The organism is Martelella lutilitoris, assembly GCF_016598595.1.
GTDB classification, from domain to species: domain Bacteria; phylum Pseudomonadota; class Alphaproteobacteria; order Rhizobiales; family Rhizobiaceae; genus Martelella; species Martelella lutilitoris_A.
The window spans coordinates 2,483,765-2,506,384 of sequence record NZ_CP066786.1; the positions used below are offsets into that span (position 1 = coordinate 2,483,765).

Below are 22,620 nucleotides of genomic sequence, written 5' to 3' on the forward strand. Positions count from 1 at the left end.
CAAAAAGGACCGCATAATTTGCGGCCCTCAACGAAATTTCCTTAAAATTTACAGCAGACGCAGCGCAACCGGCTCAGTGCGCCGCTTCGCGCGCCTTCGCCAGCTCGGCGAGGTCTGCGGCCTTGAGCTCGACGGATTCGCCGCAGCCGCAGGCCGATGTCTCGTTCGGGTTCTTGAACACGAAACCGGTACGCAGTTTCGTCACCTCGAAATCCATCTCGGTGCCCAGCAGATAGAGCGAGGCTGCGGGGTCGACCCAGACGGTGGCGCCGTTGAGCTCCACATGGTCGTCCTTATCGGCGATATTCTCGGCGGTGACCAGATCCACGGCATATTCCATACCCGCGCAGCCGCCCTTCTTGATCGAGACGCGGATACCGCGCGCCTCCGGCCCGGAATTGGCGACGATCTCGTTGACGCGGGTTGCTGCCGCTTCGGTCAGCGTGATGACTTGAAAGCCCATTTCATTCTCCATCAACATCCGGGTTCAAGGCCCGGCGTTCGGATTGATTGCATCAGGACAATCGGCCGGCGTCAATACCAGCCGACAGCGATCTTTGCTTCCTCGGACATACGGTCCGGCGTCCACGGCGGGTCGAAAGTCATTTCCACCTCGACGCCGGAAACGCCCTCGACGGTGCTCACCGCATTTTCCACCCAGGCCGGCATTTCGCCGGCAACCGGGCAGCCGGGCGCCGTCAGCGTCATGTCGATCTTCACCATGCGGTCGTCATCCACATCGATCTTGTAGATCAGGCCGAGTTCGAAAATATCGGCCGGGATTTCCGGGTCATAGACCGTCTTCAGCGCGGAAACGATGTCGTCCGAAAGCCGTGCCAGTTCCTCGGGAGGAATGGAGGAGCCGGTCTCCGCCGATGCCGTTTCTGCATTGTCTTCAACACTCATGCCATTCTCCTTGGGTCAGGCAAAGAACGTGCGCGCGTAGTCCAGCGCCTCGACAAGGGCGTCCACTTCCGCGCGGGTATTGTAAAGGCCGAACGAGGCCCGGCAGGTCGATGTCACGCCAAACCGTGTCAGAAGCGGCTGGGCGCAATGGGTGCCGGCGCGCACCGCCACACCGCGCCGGTCGATGATCGTCGAGATATCGTGGGCATGCACGCCTTCGATGGCAAAGGAAAAGATGCTGCCCTTCTGCTTGGCATTGCCGATCACCCTCAGCGCGTTCACATGCGCGAGCTGTTCGCGCGCATAGGCCGTCAAATCCGCCTCGTGCGCGGCAATCGCCGCGCGGCCGACACCCTGCATATAGTCAAGGGCAGCGCCCAGTCCAATAGCCTGCACGATCGGCGGCGTGCCGGCCTCGAAGCGGTGCGGCGGCTCGGCATAGGTGACGCGGTCCTCGAACACATCGGAGATCATCTCGCCGCCGCCCTGGAACGGGCGCATGTCCGACAGCCGATCGAACGTGCCGTAGAGCACGCCGATGCCCGACGGGCCGTAGAGCTTGTGGCCGGTCATCACATACCAGTCGCAGCCGATATCGCGCACATCGACCGGAAGATGAACCGCGCCCTGCGAGCCGTCGACCAGCACCGGGATGCCGCGCTCATGCGCAAGCCGGGTGACTTCCTTGACGTCGACGACCGTGCCGAGCGCGTTCGACATCTGGGTGATGGCGACCAGCCTGGTGCGATCCGTCAGGCATTTTTCGAATTCGTCGATGAGGAATTCGCCATCCTCATCCACCGGCGCCCAGACCAGCTTGACGCCCTTGCGCTCGCGCAGGAAGTGCCAGGGCACGATGTTGGAGTGATGCTCCATGATCGAGATGACGATCTCGTCGCCCTCGCCGAGATGCTCCATCGCCCAACCATAGGCGACCGTGTTGATCGCCTCGGTGGTGTTGCGGGTGAAGACGATCTCGTTGACCGAGCCGGCATTGAGGAAAGAGCGCACCTTCTCCCGCGCCGCCTCATAGGCATCGGTTGCCGCATTGGAGAGAAAATGCAGGCCCCGGTGCACATTGGCGTATTCATGCGCATAGGCGTTGGAGATCGTGTCAATGACGACCTGCGGCTTCTGCGCCGATGCGCCATTGTCGAGATAGACCAGCGGCTTTCCGTAAACCTCGCGGGAGAGGATCGGGAAATCCTGCCTTATCTTTTCGACATCGTAATTTTTCACCCGAGCATCCATTGCCCAAAACTCCGTCTGTGGCGCCTGCCAGTGAGACACCGGGAAAGCCGCCCCGGCTGGCGGGACGGAAACGGCAAGGGGAAACAGCCCCTATTCGTGCCGGTCGAGCCAGTCGGTGATGATCGCCTCGACGGCTTCGGAAAGCTGCTCGTTTTCCAGCTCCTCGACAACCTCGGCAACGAAGGCGTTGATCAACAGGCCCTCGGCGACCTTTCGCGGAATACCGCGCGCCATCATGTAATAGAGATGGTTCGGGTCGATATCCGTCACCGTCGCGCCATGGCCGCACTGAACGTCGTCGGCGAAAATCTCTAGTTCGGGTTTCGCCGAGAACGAACCGAAATCGCTCATCAGCAGCGTGTTGCAGCTCATCTTCGCGTCAACCTTCTGCGCATCGGGCGCCACCCGGATCAGCCCCTGGAACACACCGCGCGCCTTGTCGAAGACGACATTGCGGACGGTTTCCGTCGAGGTCGTATTCGGCACATTGTGGCCGAGATCGAAGGTGATGTCGGTATGGCTCTCGCCGCCGAGCAGGTTGACGCCGCGCAGCATCAGGTCGGCGCCCTCGCCCTTCACGTCGCAATCGATTTCGTGGCGCACCAGCTTGCCGCCCGCATTGACGACCAGCAGCTTCAGCCTGGCGTTTTCGCCGAGTTCGATCTTAAGCTTGCCGAGATGCGTGTCGCCCGCGCCCTGCTGCTGCATGATCACATAGGTGATCTCGGCATCCCTGCCGAGGCTGAGCGAGGTGAGCATGCTCACCAGCGCCGCATCGCCTTCCGGCGCGACATGGCGCTCAACGACAGTGCCCTTCGTTGCCGCGCCGAATGCGACGCGGTTGCGGGAATGCACCTGTCCGCCGCCATGCACGGCCTGGAGCTCCAGCGGCGTATCCAGTTCGGTCCCTTCGGCGATGTCGACGCTAAAGCCGTCGCTCATCATAGCGCCGTTGATCCGGCCGATCGCGTCCTCGGCATAGGAAAGCTCGAGGCGGACCGAATTGTCGCCGTTGGCCAGCGCCTCGGCCGTGGTGGTGCCGGAAAGCCCCTCCACCTGCGGCAGACGGCCCGCGCGGCCCTGCACCAGCGAAAGCATGGTGCTTTCGGCAAGAAGCGGCGGCAGCGTGTTCACGGCTTCGCCCGCCTCCTCGGGCACGGTGCGCAGGAGATTGCGCAGGTCGGTATAATGCCATGCCTCGACACGGCGCGTCGGCAATCCGCCGGAACGGATCTCGCCGGCGAGCCGGTCGCGCTCCGTGGTCACATCGGCATTGCCCGGCAGCGAGCCGGCGAGCCGGCCGAAGGAGGCAACCAGCGCCTCTTCCGCCGCCGTCAGCTTGATCTTTTCTTGCATGTTCATCGCGTCGTCTCCCGGCCTCAGGCCGCTTCGCCGATGATATCGGCGTAGCCATTGGCTTCGAGTTCGTGTGCGAGTTCCTTCCCTCCGGACTTGATGATCCGGCCCTTGTAGAGGACGTGCACCGTGTCCGGCACGATATAATCGAGCAGGCGCTGGTAATGGGTAATGACCATGACCGAACGGTCTGGCGCTCTGAGCGCGTTGACGCCGTCGGCAACGATCTTCAGGGCGTCGATGTCGAGGCCCGAATCGGTCTCGTCCATGACGCAGAGTTTTGGCTCCAGCAGCGCCATCTGCAGGATTTCGGCGCGCTTCTTCTCGCCGCCGGAAAAGCCGACATTCAGCGGACGCTTCAGCATCTCGTAATCGATCTTCAGCTCGGCGGCGCCTTCCTTGACCTTGCGCATGAAGTCGGGCGTGGAAAGCTCGGCCTCGCCGCGCGCCTTGCGCTGCTCGTTGATCGCCACCTTCAGGAACTGCATGGTGGCGACGCCCGGAATTTCGACCGGATACTGAAAGGCGAGAAACAGGCCCTTGGCGGCGCGCTCGGCAGCATCGAGCTCCAGAATGTTCTCGCCATTATAGAGCACCTCGCCCTCGGTCACCTCGTAGTCTTCGCGCCCGGCGAGAATGTAGGAGAGCGTCGACTTGCCAGACCCGTTCGGGCCCATGATCGCGGCAACCTCGCCATCGGCAATGGTCAGGTTCAGACCCTTGATGATCTCCGTGCCGTCCTCGGCGATGCGTGCGTGCAGGTTCTTGATTTCAAGCATGTTCTGTTTCCTTCAAAGGAATAAGGCAGCGCTCCAAGCGCTTGAATACGTTTGCAAAAGCGGGCGGCGAAATCAGCCGACCGAACCCTCAAGCGAAATCCCGATCAGCTTCTGCGCCTCGACCGCGAATTCCATCGGCAGTTCCTGGATGACCTCGCGGACGAAGCCGTTGACGATCAGAGCGATCGCCTCTTCCTCGGGAATGCCGCGCTGCATGCAATAGAACAGCTGGTCCTCGGAGATTTTCGACGTCGTCGCCTCGTGCTCGAAGCGGGCGGAGGAATTGCCGGCCTCGATATAGGGCACGGTATGCGCGCCGCATTTGTCGCCGATCAGCAGGCTGTCGCACTGCGTGAAGTTACGCGCATTCTCCGCCTTGCGATGGGCCGAAACCTGGCCGCGATAGGTATTGTTGGAAAAGCCCGCCGAAATGCCCTTGGAGATGATGCGGCTCGACGTGTTCTTGCCGAGATGGATCATCTTGGTGCCCGAATCGATCTGCTGATGCCCGTTGGAGACGGCGATCGAGTAGAACTCGCCGCGCGAATTGTCGCCGCGCAGCAGGCAGGAGGGGTATTTCCAGGTGATCGCCGAACCGGTCTCGACCTGCGTCCAGGAGATCTTGGAATTGTCACCCCGGCAATCGCCGCGCTTGGTGACGAAGTTGTAGATGCCGCCCTTGCCTTCCTTGTCGCCCGGGAACCAGTTCTGGACGGTGGAATACTTGATCTCGGCATCATCGAGCGCGATCAGCTCGACGACGGCGGCATGAAGCTGGTTCTCATCGCGCTGCGGCGCGGTGCAGCCTTCCAGATAGGAGACGTAGGCGCCCTCCTCGGCGATGATCAGCGTGCGCTCGAACTGGCCGGTGTTCTTCTCGTTGATGCGGAAATAGGTCGAAAGCTCCATCGGGCAGCGAACGCCCTTCGGCACGAAGACGAATGAGCCATCGGTAAAGACGGCCGAGTTCAGCGCCGCGTAGAAATTGTCGCCCTGGGGCACGACCGAGCCCAGATATTTCTTCACCAGGTCCGGATATTCGCGCATCGCCTCGGAGATCGACATGAAGATCACGCCGGCCTTGGCGAGTTCCTTCTTGAAGGTGGTAACGACCGAGACCGAGTCGAACACGGCGTCGACGGCAACACGGCTTTTCGGCTGGTGCTGTTTTTCCTGAACGCCGGCCAGGATTTCCTGCTCCTGCAGCGGAATGCCGAGCTTCTCATAGGTCGCCAGCAGTTCCGGGTCGACCTCGTCCAGCGTCTTCGGCCCGGTGACAGACTTCGGCGCGGCGTAGTAATAGAGATCGTTGAAATCGATCTTCGGGTAGTTCACCCGCGCCCAGCTCGGCTCTTCCATTGTGAGCCAGCGGCGATAGGCCTGAAGACGCCATTCCAGCATCCAGTCCGGCTCGTTCTTCTTGTGGGAAATGAAACGGATGATGTCTTCGGACAGGCCCTTGGGCGCCTTGTCCACCTCGATCATCGTTTCGAAACCGTATTTATACTGATCGACGTCGATCTCTGCGACCTGATCGACGGTTTCCTTGACGGCAACCATATGTTCACTCCACTCATGACCGGGTTCAAGGCCCGGCGGTTTAACGTGTACCAAAGCGGCTATACCGCCTTATGTAGTCAAAGCGAACGGGATTTGCACCCCGTTTCGCCTGCGTTTTGTCAAATCTTCAGGCGGCGGCGCCGGCCTGTTTCCGGCGCCCGGCAATTTTCGCGAATGCCGCAATCGCCCGGTCGATGTCCGCGTCGGTGGTGCTCCAGCCAAGCGAGATACGCAACGCCCCGAGACGCGGATCGCGCCCCATCGCCTTCAGCACGTGGCTTTCGCCCACCTTGCCGGACGAGCAGGCGGAGCCCGCCGAAAGCGCGATGCCTTCCAGATCGAAGGCAATCTGCCCGGTTTCCGCCTTCAGCCCCGGCAGGGTGAAGGCGGTGGTGTTGGGCACGCGGTCGCCACTCTCGCCATGGATGATGACGTCCGGCGCGGCAGCCCGCATGCCGGCCTCCAGCCGGTCGCGAAGCGCGGCGATCCTCGCATTACGCTCGGACAGACCGCTGGCGGCAAAGGCGGCCGCTGCGCCAAACCCGGCGATACCGGGAATATTCTCCGTGCCCGAACGGTGGCCCTTTTCGTGCCCGCCACCGCGAATGAGCGGCGTGGGCATCAGCGTTTCGCCGCGCGAGACAAGCGCGCCGATGCCTTTCGGTCCGCCGATCTTGTGGGCGGAGAGGATCAGGAAATCCGCTTCCAGCGCCTCAAGCGAGACGGGTATGCGGCCAACGGCCTGCACCGCATCGACCACCAGAAGGCCGCCATGGGCATGCACGATCTTCGCCGCCTCCGCGACCGGCTGCAGAATGCCGGTCTCGCTGTTCGCCAGCATGATCGCGACCATCGGCAGGCCTGCATCGGCGTCACGCTTACGAAGGAGGTCTTCCAGCGCATCCAGCCTGACGACGCCATCCGCGCCAACGGGAATCTCGCGGCGCATGTCCGCCGGGAACCGGCCGCCCTCATGGACAGCCGGATGTTCGATCGCCGAAACATAAAGACCGCCAAGCCGAACCGGGCTGCGCCCCATGCGGAAATCAGGGGTCAGAACGGTACTCGCGGCTTCGGTCGCGCCGGAGGTAAAGACGACATGGGCGGGATCTGCGCCGACCAGTCCGGCCACCTGACGGCGGGCCTTTTCCACCGCCGCGCGTGCGGCGCGGCCCTCCTGATGCACCGACGACGGATTGCCGGCAAGATCCAGCCCCTCGAGCAGCGCGGCGCGCGCTTCCGGCAGAAGCTTCGCGGTCGCATTCCAGTCGAGATAGATCCTGTCGGTGCCCATATCGTCCCTAATTCGGCAGGCGATGACGGCCTGCGACGCATTTTCCTTGAAATCCTTACGCGGCTTGCCCTATTTGAGCCCAGCACGAGATGACTTCTATTTTCGAACCATTCTAAACTGCTTGTAGGAAAGCTGAGCCAATTAGTCAAGTCAACGCGACTTGCGCAAGCAGTCTTGAAAGTTTGAACCGATTTTTCCGGAGAGCCAATGCCTGAAGTGATTTTCAACGGTCCGGCCGGTCGCCTTGAAGGCCGCTACCAGCCGTCCAAGGAGAAGAACGCCCCGATCGCCATCGTCCTGCACCCGCATCCGCGGTTCGGAGGGACGATGAACAACCCGATCGTCTACGAGCTCTTCTACATGTTCCAGAAGCGTGGCTTCACCACACTGCGCTTCAATTTCCGCGGCATCGGCCGCAGCCAGGGCGAATTCGACCACGGCTCGGGCGAGCTTTCGGACGCGGCCGCAGCGCTTGACTGGGTGCAGAGCCTGCATCCCGATTCGAAGACCTGCTGGGTCGCCGGCTATTCCTTCGGCTCGTGGATCGGCATGCAGCTTCTGATGCGCCGGCCTGAAATCGAGGGCTTCATGTCAATCGCGCCGCAGCCGAACATCTACGACTTCTCCTTCCTCGCCCCCTGCCCCTCCTCCGGCCTGATCATCCACGGCGATGCCGACAAGGTGGCCCCGCCGCGCGACGTCAACGGCCTGGTGGAAAAGCTGAAGACCCAGAAGGGCATCCTGATCACCCAGAAGACCGTTGCCGGCGCCAACCACTTCTTCTCCGGCAAGAACGAGGACCTTCTCTCCGAATGCGAGGACTATCTCGACCGCAGGCTGGAGGGCGAACTGGTGCCGGAACCGGCGCCGAAGCGGATCCGGTAAGTTACTTTGAATTGAATTCCCGGCAGAATCTCAACTGTCGGGAATTGTCATTTTAATTTTTGAAAGCCCCAAGCTACAAAGTGTTCGAGGAAACAGTATGCGGCGGGGCAATGAACCAATTTCAGAAATACAAGCCAATCGCAGGCTGGCTCGTCATTAACGCGCTCCTTCCCTACCTCATTCGCCTCTCGGGTGTCGTGACGGTCGAGAATTCTATCTATGTCGGCGTGCTGCTGATGGTCTTGTTGCAGGGGCTTAACTACGTTTTGATGCGAAAACACATCGAGCTCGCAATCGCCACTATAACATTGAACGTTATCGGCTTCGTTCTGGTTGGCTACTTTTCGATCGTCTACGCGATTTACCCGATCGTTAAAGTGATCTTGCTGCCGCTTGCTTATAAAACGGGTGCAATTTGACAGATATCGAACACCTCAAAGCATTGGAAGCCCTGCTCCACCAGCCTGAAATCAGACGCGACGCAGCGAAGGTCGCAACGCTGCTTGCGGATGACTTTATGGAGTTCGGCAGTTCAGGCAAGTGCTGGGACAAGCCAGCAATACTCGCCATGCTTCAGGCCGAGGGCGAACGCGAATACGCGGTGGAAAGTGATGGCTATAAGCTTTTCGTGATTTCGGAAGATGCGGCGTTGCTGACCTATCGCTCCTTTCATCGGCTACCCGATGGCCGCGCCGTTCGCCACGTAAACCGCAGTTCGCTCTGGCAGGAAATCGAGGGAAACTGGCGGTTGCGTTTTCACCAGGGAACGCCAGCCGGCTAACCTTACCGTTCGTATCCCGGCCCAGGGCGGACGCGCAGCTTCGGAAGCCAGCAACAGGCCTTTTGTCGTCCCAGCCTTCGGGTCCCGTTTCAAAACAGGTGCACACGGGCAAAAAACCGTGCTAAAGCGCGCGCGACCGCAATTCAGCAATCGAAGATAGATCCATGTCGAAGTTCAAATCCGAATTCCTGCACACGCTCTCCGAGCGCGGTTTCATCCACCAGATTTCCGATGAGACCGGCCTTGATGACCTTCTGGCCAAGGAGCAGGTGACGGCCTATATCGGCTTCGATCCGACCGCGCCCTCGCTCCATGCCGGTTCGCTGATCCAGATCATGATGCTGCACTGGTTCCAGAAGACCGACCACCGGCCGATCTCGCTGATGGGCGGCGGCACCGGCATGGTCGGCGACCCGTCCTTCAAGGACGAGGCCCGCAAGCTGATGACGATCGACATGATCGAGGACAATATCGCCTCCATCCAGCGGGTCTTCGCCAATTACATTGATTACGACCGCGCCGACAGCCCGGCGCTGATGATCAACAATGCCGACTGGCTGCGCGGCATCAACTACCTCGAATTCCTGCGCGATGTCGGCCGCCATTTCTCGGTCAACCGCATGCTCTCCTTCGAGAGCGTGAAGACGCGGCTTGATCGCGAGCAGTCGCTGTCCTTCCTTGAATTCAACTACATGATCCTGCAGGCCTATGACTTCGTCGAGCTCTACCGGCAGACCGGCTGCCGGCTGCAGATGGGCGGCTCCGACCAGTGGGGCAACATCGTCAACGGCATCGATCTCGGCCACCGCATGGAAACGCCGCAGCTTTACGCCCTGACGGCGCCGCTCTTGACGACATCGTCCGGCGCCAAGATGGGCAAATCGGCAAACGGCGCCGTCTGGCTGAACCCGGACATGCTTTCGGCCTATGATTTCTGGCAGTTCTGGCGCAACACGGAAGACGCCGATGTCGGCCGCTTCCTCAAACTCTACACGACGCTGCCGATGGACGAGGTTGCCCGGCTTTCAGCGCTCGGCGGATCGGAAATCAACGAGGTCAAGAAGATCCTCGCCACCGAGGTGACCGCCATGCTGCACGGCCGGGCCGCCGCTGACGAGGCGGCGGAGACGGCGCGCAAGACCTTCGAGGAAGGCGCGCTTGCCGAAAACCTCCCGACCGTCGAAGTCGGCAAGGCGGATATCGACGCCGGGATCGGCATCCTCACGCTTCTGGTGCAGGCCGGCCTTGCCGGCTCCAACGGCGAGGCCCGCCGCCACATCAAGGGCGGCGCGGTGAAGCTCAACGACAAGGGCGTTTCCGACGAGCGCATGGCCGTTGACGCCGGCGCCGTCACCGAAGACGGCGTCATCAAGCTTTCGCTGGGCAAGAAGAAGCACATCCTCGTCAGGCCGGCCTGAGGGCAGGCCAAAGCCGACAAACCGAGCCCGCCGGAGCGGCGGGCCTAGAGCACTTCGCAGTCAGATGGAAACATCTGACGTCCGCGAAAATGCGTCAAAACAAATAGATAGAGCGGTAGCGCGTTTCCATGAAAGGCGGAACCGCTCTAGCGCATCGGCCCGAAAATCGGAATCGTTTTTCGGAAAGCACGATGCGTAGATAAAATAGGTTAGAGCGCCAACCCGAAGGCCGTTTGCCGGGTTCTGAAGATCAGAAGCGGCTCATGGCACCCGTTCAGGCGGTGTACAGCCCGCGCGCGCGGAAGATATCACGCGCGGCCTCGGTCTCATCCGTCGTCGGCGTCGGCGTGTCGCGCAGCGTGTATTCCTTGCCCATGGCATCCCATTTGGCAATGCCCATCTGGTGGAACGGCAGAACCTCGACGCGTTCGACGATATCGCCGAGCGAAGCGACGTAGTCCGCCATCCTGTTGACGTCGCCGGCATCATCCGTCAGCCCCGGCACCAGCACATAGCGCATCCACATCTTCTTGTGTATCCGCTTCAGCCGTTCGGCGAAATCGAGCGTCGGCTGCAGATGCTGCGCGGTGATCGCATGGTACTTCTCCGGGTCGATATGCTTGATATCGAGCATGACGAGGTCGACATTGTCGAACCACTCGTCTTCGACGCCGGTGTGGAGATAGCCCTGCGTATCAAGCGCGATATGCAGGCCCATTTCCTTCTTGATATGTCCCATGACATTGCCGATGAAACCGGCCTGCATCATGGGTTCGCCGCCGGAAAAGGTGACGCCGCCGGCGAATTTCAGGAAGCCCGCATAGGGGCGGACCTCCCTGAGCATGTCGTCCACATCGACCCTGCGGCCGTTGTGGAGCTTCCAGGTATCCGGGTTGTGGCAATAAAGGCACCGGAACTGGCAACCGGCCATGAAGAACACGAAGCGCATTCCCGGACCGTCGACCGCCCCGCCGGTTTCGACCGAGTGGAGAAATCCGTGGTCGATGTCGATATGGACACCGGTGGGCTTCGTTGGTGCGGAAACGCGCTTGTGCATTCTTCTTCTCGTTTACATCGAGGTGTGGAAAGTCCGGTTGATGACGTCAAGCTGCTGTTCCTTCGTCAGCTTGATGAAGTTCACCGCATAACCCGAAACACGGATCGTCAGCTGCGGATACTTCTCCGGATGGTCCATGGCGTCAACCAGGGTCTCCTTGTTGAGGAGATTGACGTTGACGTGGAAACCGCCGGCCGCCGTGTAACCGTCGAGGCAATTCGACAGGTTCCTGATGCGATCCTCGTCGGTATGGCCGAGGCTGCCCGGCGTTGCCGAGGCGGTCCAGCTGATCCCGTCGAGGGCGGCGTCATAGGGCAGCTTGGCAAGCGAGGCGCCTGCGGCCACAAAGCCCTTCTTGTCACGACCGTTCATCGGGTTGGCGCCCGGTGCGAAGGGTTCGCCGGCACGGCGTCCGTCCGGCGTGTTGCCGGTCTTCTTGCCGTAAACGACATTCGAGGTGATCGTCAGGATCGACTGCGTCGGCATCGAGTCGCGGTAGAAGTAGGGCTGCGCCTTGATCTTGTTCATGAAGGTCTCGGTCAGCCAGACCGCGATTTCGTCGACACGGTCGTCATTGTTTCCGAAGGCCGGGAAATCGCCGGTGATCTTGTAGTCGACGGCAAGTCCGGTTTCGTCGCGAATGACCTCGACCTTGGCATATTTGATCGCCGACAGCGCATCGGCCGCAATCGACAGACCGGCGATGCCGCAAGCCATGGTGCGCAGGATATCACGGTCATGCAGGGCCATTTCGATGCGTTCATACGCATATTTGTCGTGCATGTAGTGGATCGCGTTCAGGGCCTTGACGTAGGTCTTGGCAAGCCAGTCCATGGCCTTGTCGAACTTTTCGACGACCTCGTCATATTCCAGAACGTCGCCGGTGATCGGCTCAAGCCCTTCGGCAACCTTCTTGCCTTTCAGCTTCATTTCGTCAACGCCGCCATTGATCGCATAAAGCAGAGCCTTGGCGAGGTTGGCGCGCGCGCCGAAGAACTGCATCTGTTTGCCGATCCGCATCGACGAGACGCAGCAGGCAATGCCATAGTCATCGCCCCATTTCGGACGCATCAGCTCGTCGTTCTCGTACTGGATGGCGCAGGTGTCGGCCGAAACCTTGGCGCAGAAGTGCTTGAAGCCTTCCGGCAGGCTCGGGCTCCACAGAACCGTGAGGTTCGGCTCCGGCGCGGGACCCAGGTTGAACAGCGTGTTGAGGAAACGGAAGCTGTTCTTCGAAACCAGCGTCCGGCCGTCTTCGCCCATGCCACCGATGGCTTCGGTGACCCATACGGGGTCGCCCGAGAACAGCTCGTCATATTCCGGCGTGCGCAGGAAGCGAACAATGCGCAGCTTCATGATCATATCGTCGATCATTTCCTGGGCATCGTCTTCCGAGATGTAACCGGCTTCGATATCGCGCTCGATATAGATGTCGAGGAAGGTCGAGATGCGACCGATCGACATGGCGGCGCCGTTCTGTTCCTTCACGGCGGCCAGATAGCCGAAATAGACGGCCTGGACGGCTTCGCGGGCATTGCGGGCGGGCTTCGAAATGTCGACGCCATATTTGGCCGCCATTTCACGCAGCTCGTCGAGAGCGCGGAACTGTTCCGAGAGTTCCTCGCGCAGACGCATGTTGTTGTCGTTGAAGACGGCGTCGTCGAGTTCGTGGAATTCCTTCTGCTTTTGAGCGCGCAGGAAATCCGTGCCGTAAAGGGCAACGCGGCGATAGTCGCCGATGATGCGACCGCGGCCATAGGCATCCGGCAGACCGGTGATCACGCCCGATTTGCGGGCTGCAAGGATGTCCGGGCTGTAAACGTCGAACACGCCCTGGTTATGGCTCTTGCGATATTTGGTCCACACTTCGTGGACGGTTTCGTCCGCCTTGTAGCCATAGGTATTCAGGCTGCCCTCAACCATACGCAGGCCGCCATTCGGCATGATCGCGCGCTTCAGCGGCGCATCCGTCTGCAGGCCGACGATGATTTCGAGCTCCTTGTTGATGTAGCCGGCATCATGCGCGGTGATCGACGAGGGCTTGTCTGCCGAAATGTCGAGAACGCCGCCCTTGTCGCGTTCCTGCTTCAAGAGGTCGCTCAGTTCGTCCCAGAGCTGCTTGGTGCGCTCGGTGGCCGGTGCGAGGAAGGACGCATCGCCTTCATAAGGCGTGTAGTTCTCCTGAATGAAGTTGCGAACGTCGATTGCGGTGCGCCATGCTCCGTCGCTGAACCCGCTCCACGGGTCGGCGTGAACGTTCGTGTGTTTGGCATACATATCCATGGTTTCAGCCCTCACCATAATAAGAGGAACATTGCTGGGGTTCCAGCGCCCGCGCCGAGGAGGATGTCCGGCAAAAGGCGCTGGGTTCGGGGAACGAACTATCCGGCAAAATATCGGTCGGAATCTTTCCGACCAAAACGGCCATTCTTGGGCAGGCAGTTGCGGGACATTTCATTCCACCAATTCTAGCGACTTCACCGTCGCTCACGATGGCTGACTTTGGCGCCTGGCGCTGGTCTTGGGCAAAGCCTGCGAAAGATCGCGTCGAATGTTGACGCCAACGGTCAACGCTCTTCGTTTTGACGACCTCTATATGGTACCAAAGGCGTATAAAGTCCACAATAAATTGACATTTTTACTTATTTTTCAAGTACAACTGACGAATTACAATTCCGAACCAATAATATAAACATAATCAAGGCGACCCGACATTGATATCGGTCAACTTAAGCCAAATCGGCAGCGAAAACCGGATTTTCCGGGTCGCGTCAAGCGTACCCCAATACTTACAAACAGCCTGAACGCGAATTCCGCTCCGCTACAAGCATGGGCTCGAGGCGAGGCGCGACGCGCAAAAAGCCCGCTACAACCACCCAGTCGGCATTCTGAGCCCTTTTTCCTCAGAATAAACCGATCTGCACCCGAATCAAGTGCGCCTCCGCCACCGCCCCACCCGTGCTCTGAAAACCGGACGACTCGCCCCGGTTTATGTGCACTTCTACTTACAAAAAAAAGCTGCACCGAAATGGAATCACGGATTGCCGACCATTTGCCCTTCGCCCTGGCCGCAGGCGCCCAGATCAGTCACGCGCAGGCAGACTGCTGAAAGACACCATGGAACAGACTTTTTCCGGGTTTTTGCCCGCCCAAGGCGCAGGATCGGGACGGCATGGGCCGGGGACCGGCGTTTGCGGGCAAACCCGTCTTGCTCCGGCGGCGGTCCTCATGTCTAGTGGCCTGCACCGCGTTGCAGGCCGGAAGGCCGGCGCGCATAAAACAAGAAAAGCAGGCGCCGGAAGACCTTCATGACCGACACACCCAGCGAACCCAACCTTAAAAGCGCACAGGGGCCCGCCCCGGCCGCTTCCGACAGCGCCCCGCCCCCCTCCGACGCGCCGGGCGCAGCACCTGCTCCGCCGGAGGAAATCCGCTCGCAGGTCACCTGTTCGCGCGGCTTTGGCCAGTGGCTGTCGCTCCACAACTGTTCTCTCGCCTTTACCTCCTACCAGACCGGGCAATTGTTCCTGGTCGGCGTGCTGCCCAACGGTTCGCTGTCTCTGCACCAGCGCAATTTCGTCCGCGCCATGGGGCTGATCGGCGACAGCCAGCGCCTGCTGCTGGCGGGTCTCGCCCAGATCTGGCGGTTCGAGAACGTGCTCGGCCCGAACGAACGCGCCAATGATGCCTTCGACAGGCTCTACGTCCCGCGCCGCGGACAGACCGTCTCCGATGTCGACGTCCATGAACTCGGCATCGATGCCGCCGGACGCCTGCTCTTCGTCAACACCAAATATTCCTGCCTTGCGACCGACAGCGTCGTGCACTCCTTCAAGCCGGTCTGGCGGCCGCCCTTCATCTCCCGACTGGCGCCGGAGGATCGCTGCCACCTGAACGGCCTCGCCATGGAAAACGGCGTGCCGCGTTTCGTCACCTCGGTCTCCACCACCGATATCGTCGACGGCTGGCGCAACGAGCGCCGCGATGGCGGCGTCGTCGTCGATGTCGAGACCGACGAGATCGTCACCGAAGGCGTCTCGATGCCGCATTCGCCGCGCCTTTACAAGAACGCGCTCTGGTTCCTCGATTCCGGCAATGGCTACCTGACCCGCCTTGACCTTCAGAGCCGGACCCGCGAACGCGTCGCCTTCTGCCCCGGCTTCCTGCGCGGCCTCTCCTTCCATGACGGGCATGCCGTCGTCGGGCTGTCGCTTGCCCGCCGCGAAGGCGTCTTCTCCGGCCTCAACCTTCAGGACGAACTGGAAAAACGCCGTGCCGAAGCCTGGTGCGGACTGCAGATCGTCAACACGGAAAACGGCGACATCGTCGAATGGCTGAGGATCGAAGGCGGCATCAAAGAGCTCTTCGACGTCCGCGTCCTGCCGGGCGTCACCTGCCCGATGGCGCTGCCGACCTTCGGACCCGAACTTGCAAGCTTCATCACCATCGAGGCCCCGGACCGGCCGCTGTCGGAACGCGGCTGGCACCCGGCGACGTGAGGACACCCTATGCCGCAGCTCGAGTTCTCGCCCTGCCTCGAATGGCTGTTCGCCGAGCCCGGCGACAGCTTTACGTCGCGCATCGAACGTGCGGCCGCCGCCGGCTTTACGGCCTTCGAGTTCTGGCTCTGGTCGAACAAGGATGTCGAAGCCATCGCCCGCGCGGCAAAGGCCTGCGACATGGCGGTTGCCGGCCTCGTCGCCGAACCGCTGATCGCGATCACCGATCCGGTCAACAGGGCCGAATGGCTTGACGGGCTGAAGCGTTCGGTCGAGGTCGCCAACCGGCTGGAGGCGCCGGTGCTGATCGCCCAGACCGGCAATGATCTTCCGCAGATCCCAAGAAGAGAGCAGAAGGCCGCGCTGATCGAGACCTTCTCGAAAGCCGCCGACGTGCTGATCGGCAGCGGCGTCAGGCTCGGGATCGAACCGCTGAACACGACTGTCGACCACCCCGGCTATTTCCTTCATTCCACGTCCGAGGGTTTCGAGATCATCGAGGCGGTCAATCGCGACGAGATCGGCCTTCTCTACGATCTCTATCACGCCGCCGTCATGGACGAGCCGATCGAGACGGTTCTCGCCGGCAATCTCGACAAGGTCGTGCATATCCACGTGGCCGACCATCCCGGACGCAACGAGCCGGGATCGGGCGGGATCGACCTCGCCGACCGGCTCGCACAGATGATCGAAGCCGGCTACAGGGGACGCATCGGACTGGAATACAAGCCTCTCGCGCCGGGAAGCGGTGCCGTCATCGGCGTGCGCGACAGGCTTTCGCAAGCAGTGGAAGATCGCCGTTAGAGCGCCGTGCGTCCATTCGGACGCACAAAGGACGCTCTCTAACCTATTTTATCTACGCATCGTGCTTTCCGAAAATCGATTCCGATTTTCGGGCCGATGCGTTAGCCGCGTTTTCAACCGCGCCCGTCGGTCCTGCCCGGCCACGGCAGGCGGCTCCTGCTTGCGCGCGGCCAGTGCCCGGACTATTTGACGGGCATGACTTTCCAGAACCAAAGCGGACCGACTGCCCGATGAACCTCATTGCCGATTTCGACCTGACGCGCGAAAACACGCTGGGGCTCAAGTCCGCCGCCAGGCTTGCCGCCCGCATCACGCAGGCGGAAGCGCTTGCCGCCCTGCTTGACGAGGCTGACCGCCGCGGCATGAATTTTACGGTCCTCGGCGGCGGCAGCAATGTGGTGCTGAGCGAAACCGTCGAGGCGCTGGTCGGACTGATGCGGATTGCGGGACGCAGGCTCTCGGGCCAGACCGCGACGCACAATCTGGTTACGGCGGGCGCCGGCGAGAACTGGCACGACTTCGTCACCTGGACCGTCGGGCGCGGCATGCCGGGGCTCGAAAACCTCGCCGGCATTCCCGGCACGGTCGGCGCCGCGCCGGTGCAGAATATCGGCGCCTATGGCGTCCAGCTCTCCGATGTCTTTTTCGAACTGTCCGCCTTCGACACGAAAACGCGCGCAATCGAGACCTTCAAGGCCGCAGACTGCGGCTTCGGCTATCGCCAGAGCCGGTTCAAGATCGAGCCGGGCCGGCATGTCATCCTTTCGGTCACGCTGGCCCTGCCCCGCGACTGGTCGCCGACCAAAGCCTATGCGGGGCTGGAAGGCTTCCCCGACGACGCTGCGCCGGCGGAAGTCATGGCAAGCGTGCTCGCTTTGCGGCAATCGAAACTTCCCGACTGGCGCAGTCTTGGCAACGCCGGCTCGTTCTTTCACAATCCGGTGGTCAGCACCGAGGAAGCCGAACGCCTTGCGGACGCCCCGCGCTACCCCCAGCCCGACGGCCGCGTGAAGCTGTCCGCCGGCTGGCTGATCGAGCAATGCGGGCTGAAAGGAGAGCGCCTCGGCCCGGTCGGAACCTATGACGGTCACGCGCTGGTTCTGGTCAATCACGGCGGCGCGACGCGCCGGGATGTTGCCCGGTTCGCCGCGTTCGTCCGCGAAAGGGTAAAGGCGCGCTTCGGCGTCGACCTCGTTCAGGAACCCGTCGAAATCTAGGAAACGAGCCCGGACAGGCGATTTTTTCCTGTCTGACCGGCGCGCCAACATCAACGCACAAGCTATTGATTATTATAGTTTTATATTCTCGTCTTCGAAGTATATTTGCACCTGGCTTGTCTCACATGCGGATCCGAAATGCGCAACGGGTCGTTTAAGGGACAAGAACATCCTAGTATCGTGGTTCGGGTCACGGGAGACGACGAGCGCCGGCATGAACCGCCGCCAGACTACGGAGGTCACGCAACAGATGGCCGATCGAGCGACAGAGACGGATATCGACCGGCTGTCGGCCTATGAAAGGCTGAGACGGCTCGACACGGCTCCGGCCGCCGAACTGGATGCGCTGACAGAGGCCGCGGCCCTGGTCTGCGGCACGCCGATCTCGCTCATCACCCTCCTCAACGAGGACACGCAATGGTTCAAGGCGAATTACGGCCTTGAGGACGTGAGCGAGACGGATCGCAGCATCTCCTTCTGTACCCACGCCCTTCAGGGCGAACAGCTGATGGAGGTGGAGGACGCCACCCGGGACCGGCGGTTTTCGCAAAACCCGCTGGTGACCGACGGCCTCAGGATCCGCTTTTACGCCGGCGTTCCGCTTCAGCTTTCCGATGGCGAGAGGGTCGGCACGCTCTGCGTGGTCGACCAGAAGCCGAAGACGCTCAGCGCGCATCAGAAGGAGATTCTGGGCCATCTTGCCCGGGCGGCGGCAAAGGCGCTGGAGGCCCGGCTGCTCGCCCTCCACGAGCGCGAACTGCTGGGCGTGGAGGCCGAGGCGCGCTCCATCCTTGAAAACAGTCCCGACGCGATCCTGACGATGGACACCGCCGGCACGATCCGCCAATGGAACGCGGCGGCCGAGCGCCTGTTCGGCTACAGCGCCGATGCGGCGATCGGTAGACCGCTTTCGCTGATCGTCGCGCCGGAACATCTTGAAGCGCAGACAGATCTGGCGGCCCGGCTCGCTGACGGCGCCGCCACTCGGAATCTGAGAACCGAGCGGCTTCACCGTACCGGCCGCCGGGTCCCCGTCTCCGTATCGCTCGGGCCCGTGATCTCCGAAGACGGCGCCTTGACCGGGGCCACCGAAATCATCCGCGACATCAGCGAGGTCGTTAAAACCCAGCGTGAGCTGGAAGCCGCCGAGAGACGGATCGAACGGCTTTATCGCGCCACGCCTGCCATGCTGCACTCGACCGACCCCACGGGGACGATCCTGAGCGTGAGCGACCGCTGGCTCGACGTGATGAAGTATAACCGGGAGGAAGTGATCGGCCGCAAGCTCGCCGAATTTCTGACGCCGGAATCGGCGCGGATCTCGCGCACCGAGGTCCTGCCCGCCTTCCTGTTCGACGGGCATTGCGAGAATGTGCGTTATCAGATGGTCACGCGCGCGGGCCAGGTTCTCGACGTCCTGCTCTCCGCCATTCTTGAACGCGACAGCGCGGGCAATCCGCTGCGCATCATTTCCACGATCGAGGATGTGACCCAGCGCCGGAGGGCCGAGAATGCGCTGATCGAGGAGCGCAGGCGTCTGCAGCAGATCATCGAGGCAACGCGTTCCGGCACGTGGGAGTGGAACGTCCAGACGGGCGAGCTCCGTCTCAATCACCTCTGGGCCGAGATCATCGGCTACGAACGGGACGAGCTCGAACCGATCGACATGGCGACCTGGGCAGGCCGCCTCCATCCGGACGACCGCGCTACGCATGAACTGGAGCTCTCCCGGCATTTGCGCGGGAAGGCCGAGGTCTACGACTGCGAGGCGCGCCTTCGCCACAAATCCGGCGATTGGGTCTGGGCCGTCGCGCGCGGCCGCGTCCTCACGTGGACGGAGGGCGGCATGCCGGAATGGATGTTCGGCACGCTGAGCGACATAACGCGCCAGAAACATGAGGAAGGGGAACTGCGCCAGAGCCGCGAATTCCTCGAGCGTACCGGCAACCTCGCCGGCGTCGGCGGCTGGGAAGTCGATCTCGCGCAGCAGAAGATCTACTGGTCCGAGGAAACCTGCCGGATCCATGGCGTCGAGACCGGATACAGTCCGAGCATGGAAGAAGCGATCGCCTATTATGCCCCCGAGGCGCGCGCCGTCATCGAAGCCGCCGTCGAAACCAGCATCGAGACGGGCGCGCCGTGGGATATCGAATTGCCGTTGATCCGGGCAGACGGAAAGCAGATCTGGGTGCGTACCGCCGGCTCGGCGGAATTCGACAGCAACCGGACGCCCGTGCGCCTGATCGGCGCGTTTCAGGATATTTCCGAACAGGTCGAGCAACGGGTCGAGCTGGAGAAGCTCAACGAACGGATGGCGATTGCCACCGAGAACGGCCGGATCGGCGTCTGGGACGCCAATCTCGTGACCGGCAAGACGCACTATTCGAATATCTGGTGCGCCCTGATCGGCTATCGACCGGACGAAATATCCGACAGCGGCGCGGAATGGCTGAAATTCATCCATCCCGACGACGTCGAGCGCGCGCGAACGGCCGATGTCGCCCACATCCGCGGCGATGCGCCCTATTTCGAGGAAGAATTCCGCATGCGCCACAAGGACGGGCGCTGGATCTGGATCATGGACCGCGGCCGCGTGGTCGAGCGCGGCGAGGACGGCGCGCCGAGACGGATGATCGGAACCCACACCGACATCACCGCCCGCAAGCGCGCCGAGGAAGAGCGGCTGTTGATGAGCGAGCGGATGACGATCGCAACGAACAGCGGCGGGATTGGCATATGGGAAATGGAGATCGACCGTCGGATCGCCCATTGGGACGCCCTGATGTACCGGCTCTATGGCGTCGACATTTCGGACGGGAACGATATCGGCGACGTCTGGAGGCGCGCCGTGCATCCCGAAGACCGGGAGCGTGTGGAAAGAGCCGTTTTCCGGACCGTCGAGACCGGGGAACATCTCGACGAGGAATACCGCATCATCCTGCCCGACGGCGCGCACCGCCACCTTCACATCGCCGCCAATCTGGTGCGCGACAAGACGGGAAAGCCGAGCCGCGTCATCGGCGCCGCGTGGGATGTCACCGCCAGACGGCAGATGACGCTCGATCTCGCCGAGCAGCACGAGTTGATGCGGGTGACGCTCAATTCCATCGGCGACGCGGTGATCACCACCGATGCGGCGGGAAGAATAAGATGGCTCAACCCCGTGGCCGAGCGGATGACCGGCTGGAGCGTCGAAGAGGCGGCGGGAGAGCCGTCCGATCGCATTTTCTCGATTCTCAACGAGGAAACGCGCGAGGCCGCGCCGGATCCGATTGCCGCCTGCCTGGACCGTGGACAGGTCGTGGGTCTGGCGGAGAATACGCTTCTCGTCGCCCGGCGCGGCCTTGAATACAGCATCGAGGATTCGGCAGCGCCGATCCGCAGCTCCGAGGGCGAGATCCTCGGCGCGGTGCTTGTGTTCCACGATGTCAGCGAACAAAGGCGGCTCTCGCGCGAGATGACCTATCGCGCCAGCCACGATCCGCTGACCGGCCTGCTCAACCGTTCGGAGTTCGATCGCCGGCTGCAGCGGGTATTCGAGACGGCGCAGGAAGCAGACACATCCAGTGTTCTTCTCTATATCGACCTCGACCAGTTCAAGATCGTCAACGATACCTGCGGCCACACGGTCGGCGACACGCTTCTGAAACGGGTCACCCAGTTGATGCAGGAATGCCTGCGCAAGCGCGACACGTTTGCGCGGCTTGGGGGCGACGAGTTTGCCGTGCTGCTCGAACATTGCACCGCGGAGGATGGACGGCGGATCGCCCAGACGATCTGCGACCGGATGGGCGCGTTCCGGTTCGTGCATGACGACAGGCAGTTCAGGGTGGGCGCCAGTATCGGCCTCGTTCCGCTCGACCGGCGATCAACCAGCGTCTCGGCGGTGCTGCAGGCGGCTGACACGTCCTGCTATGTCGCCAAGGAAAGCGGCCGCAACAGGGTTCACGTTTGGGAGGAGAGCGACGAGACGCTCAGGCTGCGCTCCGGAGAGACGCGCTGGGCCGCCCGCATCGAACGGGCATTGCAGGAGGAGGCCTTCGTTTTCTATGCCCAGGCGATTGCGCCGATGAACCAGGACCGGCCCTCCATCCGCCATATCGAACTCTTGCTGCGCATGGTTGATGACGACGGCGAAATTGTTGCTCCCGGCGCGTTCCTGCCGGCAGCCGAGCGTTTCAGCCTCGTCACCCGGATCGATCGGTGGGTGCTCGACAAGGCGCTGGAGCAAATCGACGCGTCGGGCCTTGCCGGCGGTCGGGCGCGGCTGTGCGTCAACCTCTCCGGCCAGTCGCTCGGCGACCTTGCCTTTCACAAGGAGGCGCTCGACCTCCTCGACGCGGCCGGAGGTCCCATCTGCCACAGCCTGTGCATCGAGATCACCGAGACCGCGGTCGTCACCAATATGGAGGAAGCCGCCGCCTTCCTCGAGGATTTGCGCCGGCGCGGGATAGCGATAGCTCTTGACGATTTCGGCGCCGGCTCGTCGTCCTTCGGTTATCTCAAGCATTTCGCGCTCGACTATCTGAAGATCGACGGCCAGTTCATCCGTGAGCTCTTGAGCGACCCGCTGAACGAGGCGACGATCAAGTGCTTCGTCGAGGTCGCCCGCGTGCTGGGGCTCGAGACGATTGCAGAACATGTCGGCGACGCGCCGACCTGCACCCGGCTGAGGGATTACGGCGTCGATTTCGCCCAGGGCTTTTTTATCCACGAGCCGGAACCGCTTGACGATCTCCTGCAAAGACTGGATCTCTCGCTTGAGGACGCATCCGGCTGACCGCCTGTTGTTCGGCCAGCCGAATGCCTTTCA

The 22,620-nt window shown here is 61.8% G+C and carries 17 protein-coding genes; 8 read left to right on the forward strand and 9 right to left on the reverse strand.

Features of this window, described 5'->3' with window-relative positions; all coding sequences use genetic code 11:
• Nucleotides 1-73: 73 nt before the first annotated feature.
• From sufA to JET14_RS11790, 7 genes are all read right to left on the reverse strand, one after another.
• Nucleotides 74-463, reverse strand: a complete 390-nt coding sequence (gene sufA / locus JET14_RS11760; RefSeq protein WP_200333723.1) for a Fe-S cluster assembly scaffold SufA — start codon at nucleotides 461-463, stop codon at nucleotides 74-76.
• 71 nt (nucleotides 464-534) lie between these two features.
• Nucleotides 535-906, reverse strand: coding sequence for an SUF system Fe-S cluster assembly protein (locus JET14_RS11765; RefSeq protein ID WP_200333724.1), 372 nt, complete (start codon nucleotides 904-906; stop codon nucleotides 535-537).
• 15 nt (nucleotides 907-921) lie between these two features.
• Nucleotides 922-2,157, reverse strand: coding sequence for a cysteine desulfurase (locus JET14_RS11770; protein WP_200333725.1), 1,236 nt, complete (start codon nucleotides 2,155-2,157; stop codon nucleotides 922-924).
• A 90-nt stretch (nucleotides 2,158-2,247) separates the two neighbouring features.
• Nucleotides 2,248-3,519 carry a Fe-S cluster assembly protein SufD gene (gene sufD / locus JET14_RS11775; protein ID WP_200333726.1) on the reverse strand — a complete coding sequence of 424 codons (1,272 nt, stop codon included), beginning with the start codon at nucleotides 3,517-3,519 and terminating at the stop codon, nucleotides 2,248-2,250.
• 17 nt (nucleotides 3,520-3,536) lie between these two features.
• Entirely contained in the window at nucleotides 3,537-4,292 is a 756-nt protein-coding gene (gene sufC, locus JET14_RS11780; RefSeq protein ID WP_200333727.1) for a Fe-S cluster assembly ATPase SufC, read from the reverse strand.
• Nucleotides 4,293-4,364: 72 nt separating this feature from the next.
• Nucleotides 4,365-5,852, reverse strand: a complete 1,488-nt coding sequence (gene sufB / locus JET14_RS11785; protein ID WP_200333728.1) for a Fe-S cluster assembly protein SufB — start codon at nucleotides 5,850-5,852, stop codon at nucleotides 4,365-4,367.
• Nucleotides 5,853-5,979: 127 nt separating this feature from the next.
• Nucleotides 5,980-7,146 carry a cysteine desulfurase family protein gene (locus JET14_RS11790; RefSeq protein WP_200333729.1) on the reverse strand — a complete coding sequence of 389 codons (1,167 nt, stop codon included), beginning with the start codon at nucleotides 7,144-7,146 and terminating at the stop codon, nucleotides 5,980-5,982.
• Between the two features lie 207 nt (nucleotides 7,147-7,353).
• Between JET14_RS11790 and JET14_RS11795 the strand changes: the two genes are divergently transcribed.
• The 4 genes from JET14_RS11795 (at nucleotide 7,354) to tyrS (ending at nucleotide 10,230) form a co-directional block, all read left to right on the forward strand.
• Nucleotides 7,354-8,031, forward strand: coding sequence for an alpha/beta hydrolase (locus JET14_RS11795; protein ID WP_200333730.1), 678 nt, complete (start codon nucleotides 7,354-7,356; stop codon nucleotides 8,029-8,031).
• 110 nt (nucleotides 8,032-8,141) lie between these two features.
• Nucleotides 8,142-8,450 carry a hypothetical protein gene (locus tag JET14_RS11800; RefSeq protein WP_200333731.1) on the forward strand — a complete coding sequence of 103 codons (309 nt, stop codon included), beginning with the start codon at nucleotides 8,142-8,144 and terminating at the stop codon, nucleotides 8,448-8,450.
• Entirely contained in the window at nucleotides 8,447-8,812 is a 366-nt protein-coding gene (locus tag JET14_RS11805; protein WP_200333732.1) for a DUF4440 domain-containing protein, read from the forward strand. Before JET14_RS11800 ends, JET14_RS11805 begins: the two co-directional genes overlap by 4 nt.
• Before the next feature lie 164 nt (nucleotides 8,813-8,976).
• On the forward strand, nucleotides 8,977-10,230 hold the full coding sequence (gene tyrS, locus JET14_RS11810; RefSeq protein WP_200333734.1) for a tyrosine--tRNA ligase: 1,254 nt from the start codon (nucleotides 8,977-8,979) through the stop codon (nucleotides 10,228-10,230).
• A gap of 274 nt (nucleotides 10,231-10,504) precedes the next feature.
• On the opposite strand, the gene pflA is transcribed toward tyrS, so the two are convergent.
• A complete protein-coding gene (gene pflA, locus JET14_RS11815; RefSeq protein WP_200333736.1) occupies nucleotides 10,505-11,287 on the reverse strand; it encodes a pyruvate formate-lyase-activating protein in 783 nt (260 codons plus the stop codon).
• A gap of 12 nt (nucleotides 11,288-11,299) precedes the next feature.
• Nucleotides 11,300-13,570: a formate C-acetyltransferase gene (gene pflB / locus JET14_RS11820; protein ID WP_200333738.1), complete on the reverse strand. Its 2,271-nt coding sequence runs from the start codon at nucleotides 13,568-13,570 to the stop codon at nucleotides 11,300-11,302.
• 1,025 nt (nucleotides 13,571-14,595) lie between these two features.
• Between pflB and JET14_RS11825 the strand changes: the two genes are divergently transcribed.
• From JET14_RS11825 to JET14_RS11840, 4 genes are all read left to right on the forward strand, one after another.
• Nucleotides 14,596-15,786, forward strand: coding sequence for a TIGR03032 family protein (locus tag JET14_RS11825; RefSeq protein ID WP_246750298.1), 1,191 nt, complete (start codon nucleotides 14,596-14,598; stop codon nucleotides 15,784-15,786).
• A gap of 9 nt (nucleotides 15,787-15,795) precedes the next feature.
• Complete coding sequence (locus JET14_RS11830; protein WP_200333739.1) at nucleotides 15,796-16,590, forward strand: TIM barrel protein; 795 nt, start codon at nucleotides 15,796-15,798, stop codon at nucleotides 16,588-16,590.
• Between the two features lie 230 nt (nucleotides 16,591-16,820).
• Entirely contained in the window at nucleotides 16,821-17,807 is a 987-nt protein-coding gene (gene murB / locus JET14_RS11835) for a UDP-N-acetylmuramate dehydrogenase (protein ID WP_200333740.1), read from the forward strand.
• Between the two features lie 214 nt (nucleotides 17,808-18,021).
• Nucleotides 18,022-22,587 (forward strand): PAS domain S-box protein, encoded by a 4,566-nt coding sequence (locus JET14_RS11840; RefSeq protein ID WP_200333741.1) that lies wholly within the window; start codon nucleotides 18,022-18,024, stop codon nucleotides 22,585-22,587.
• Nucleotides 22,588-22,620: the final 33 nt, after the last annotated feature.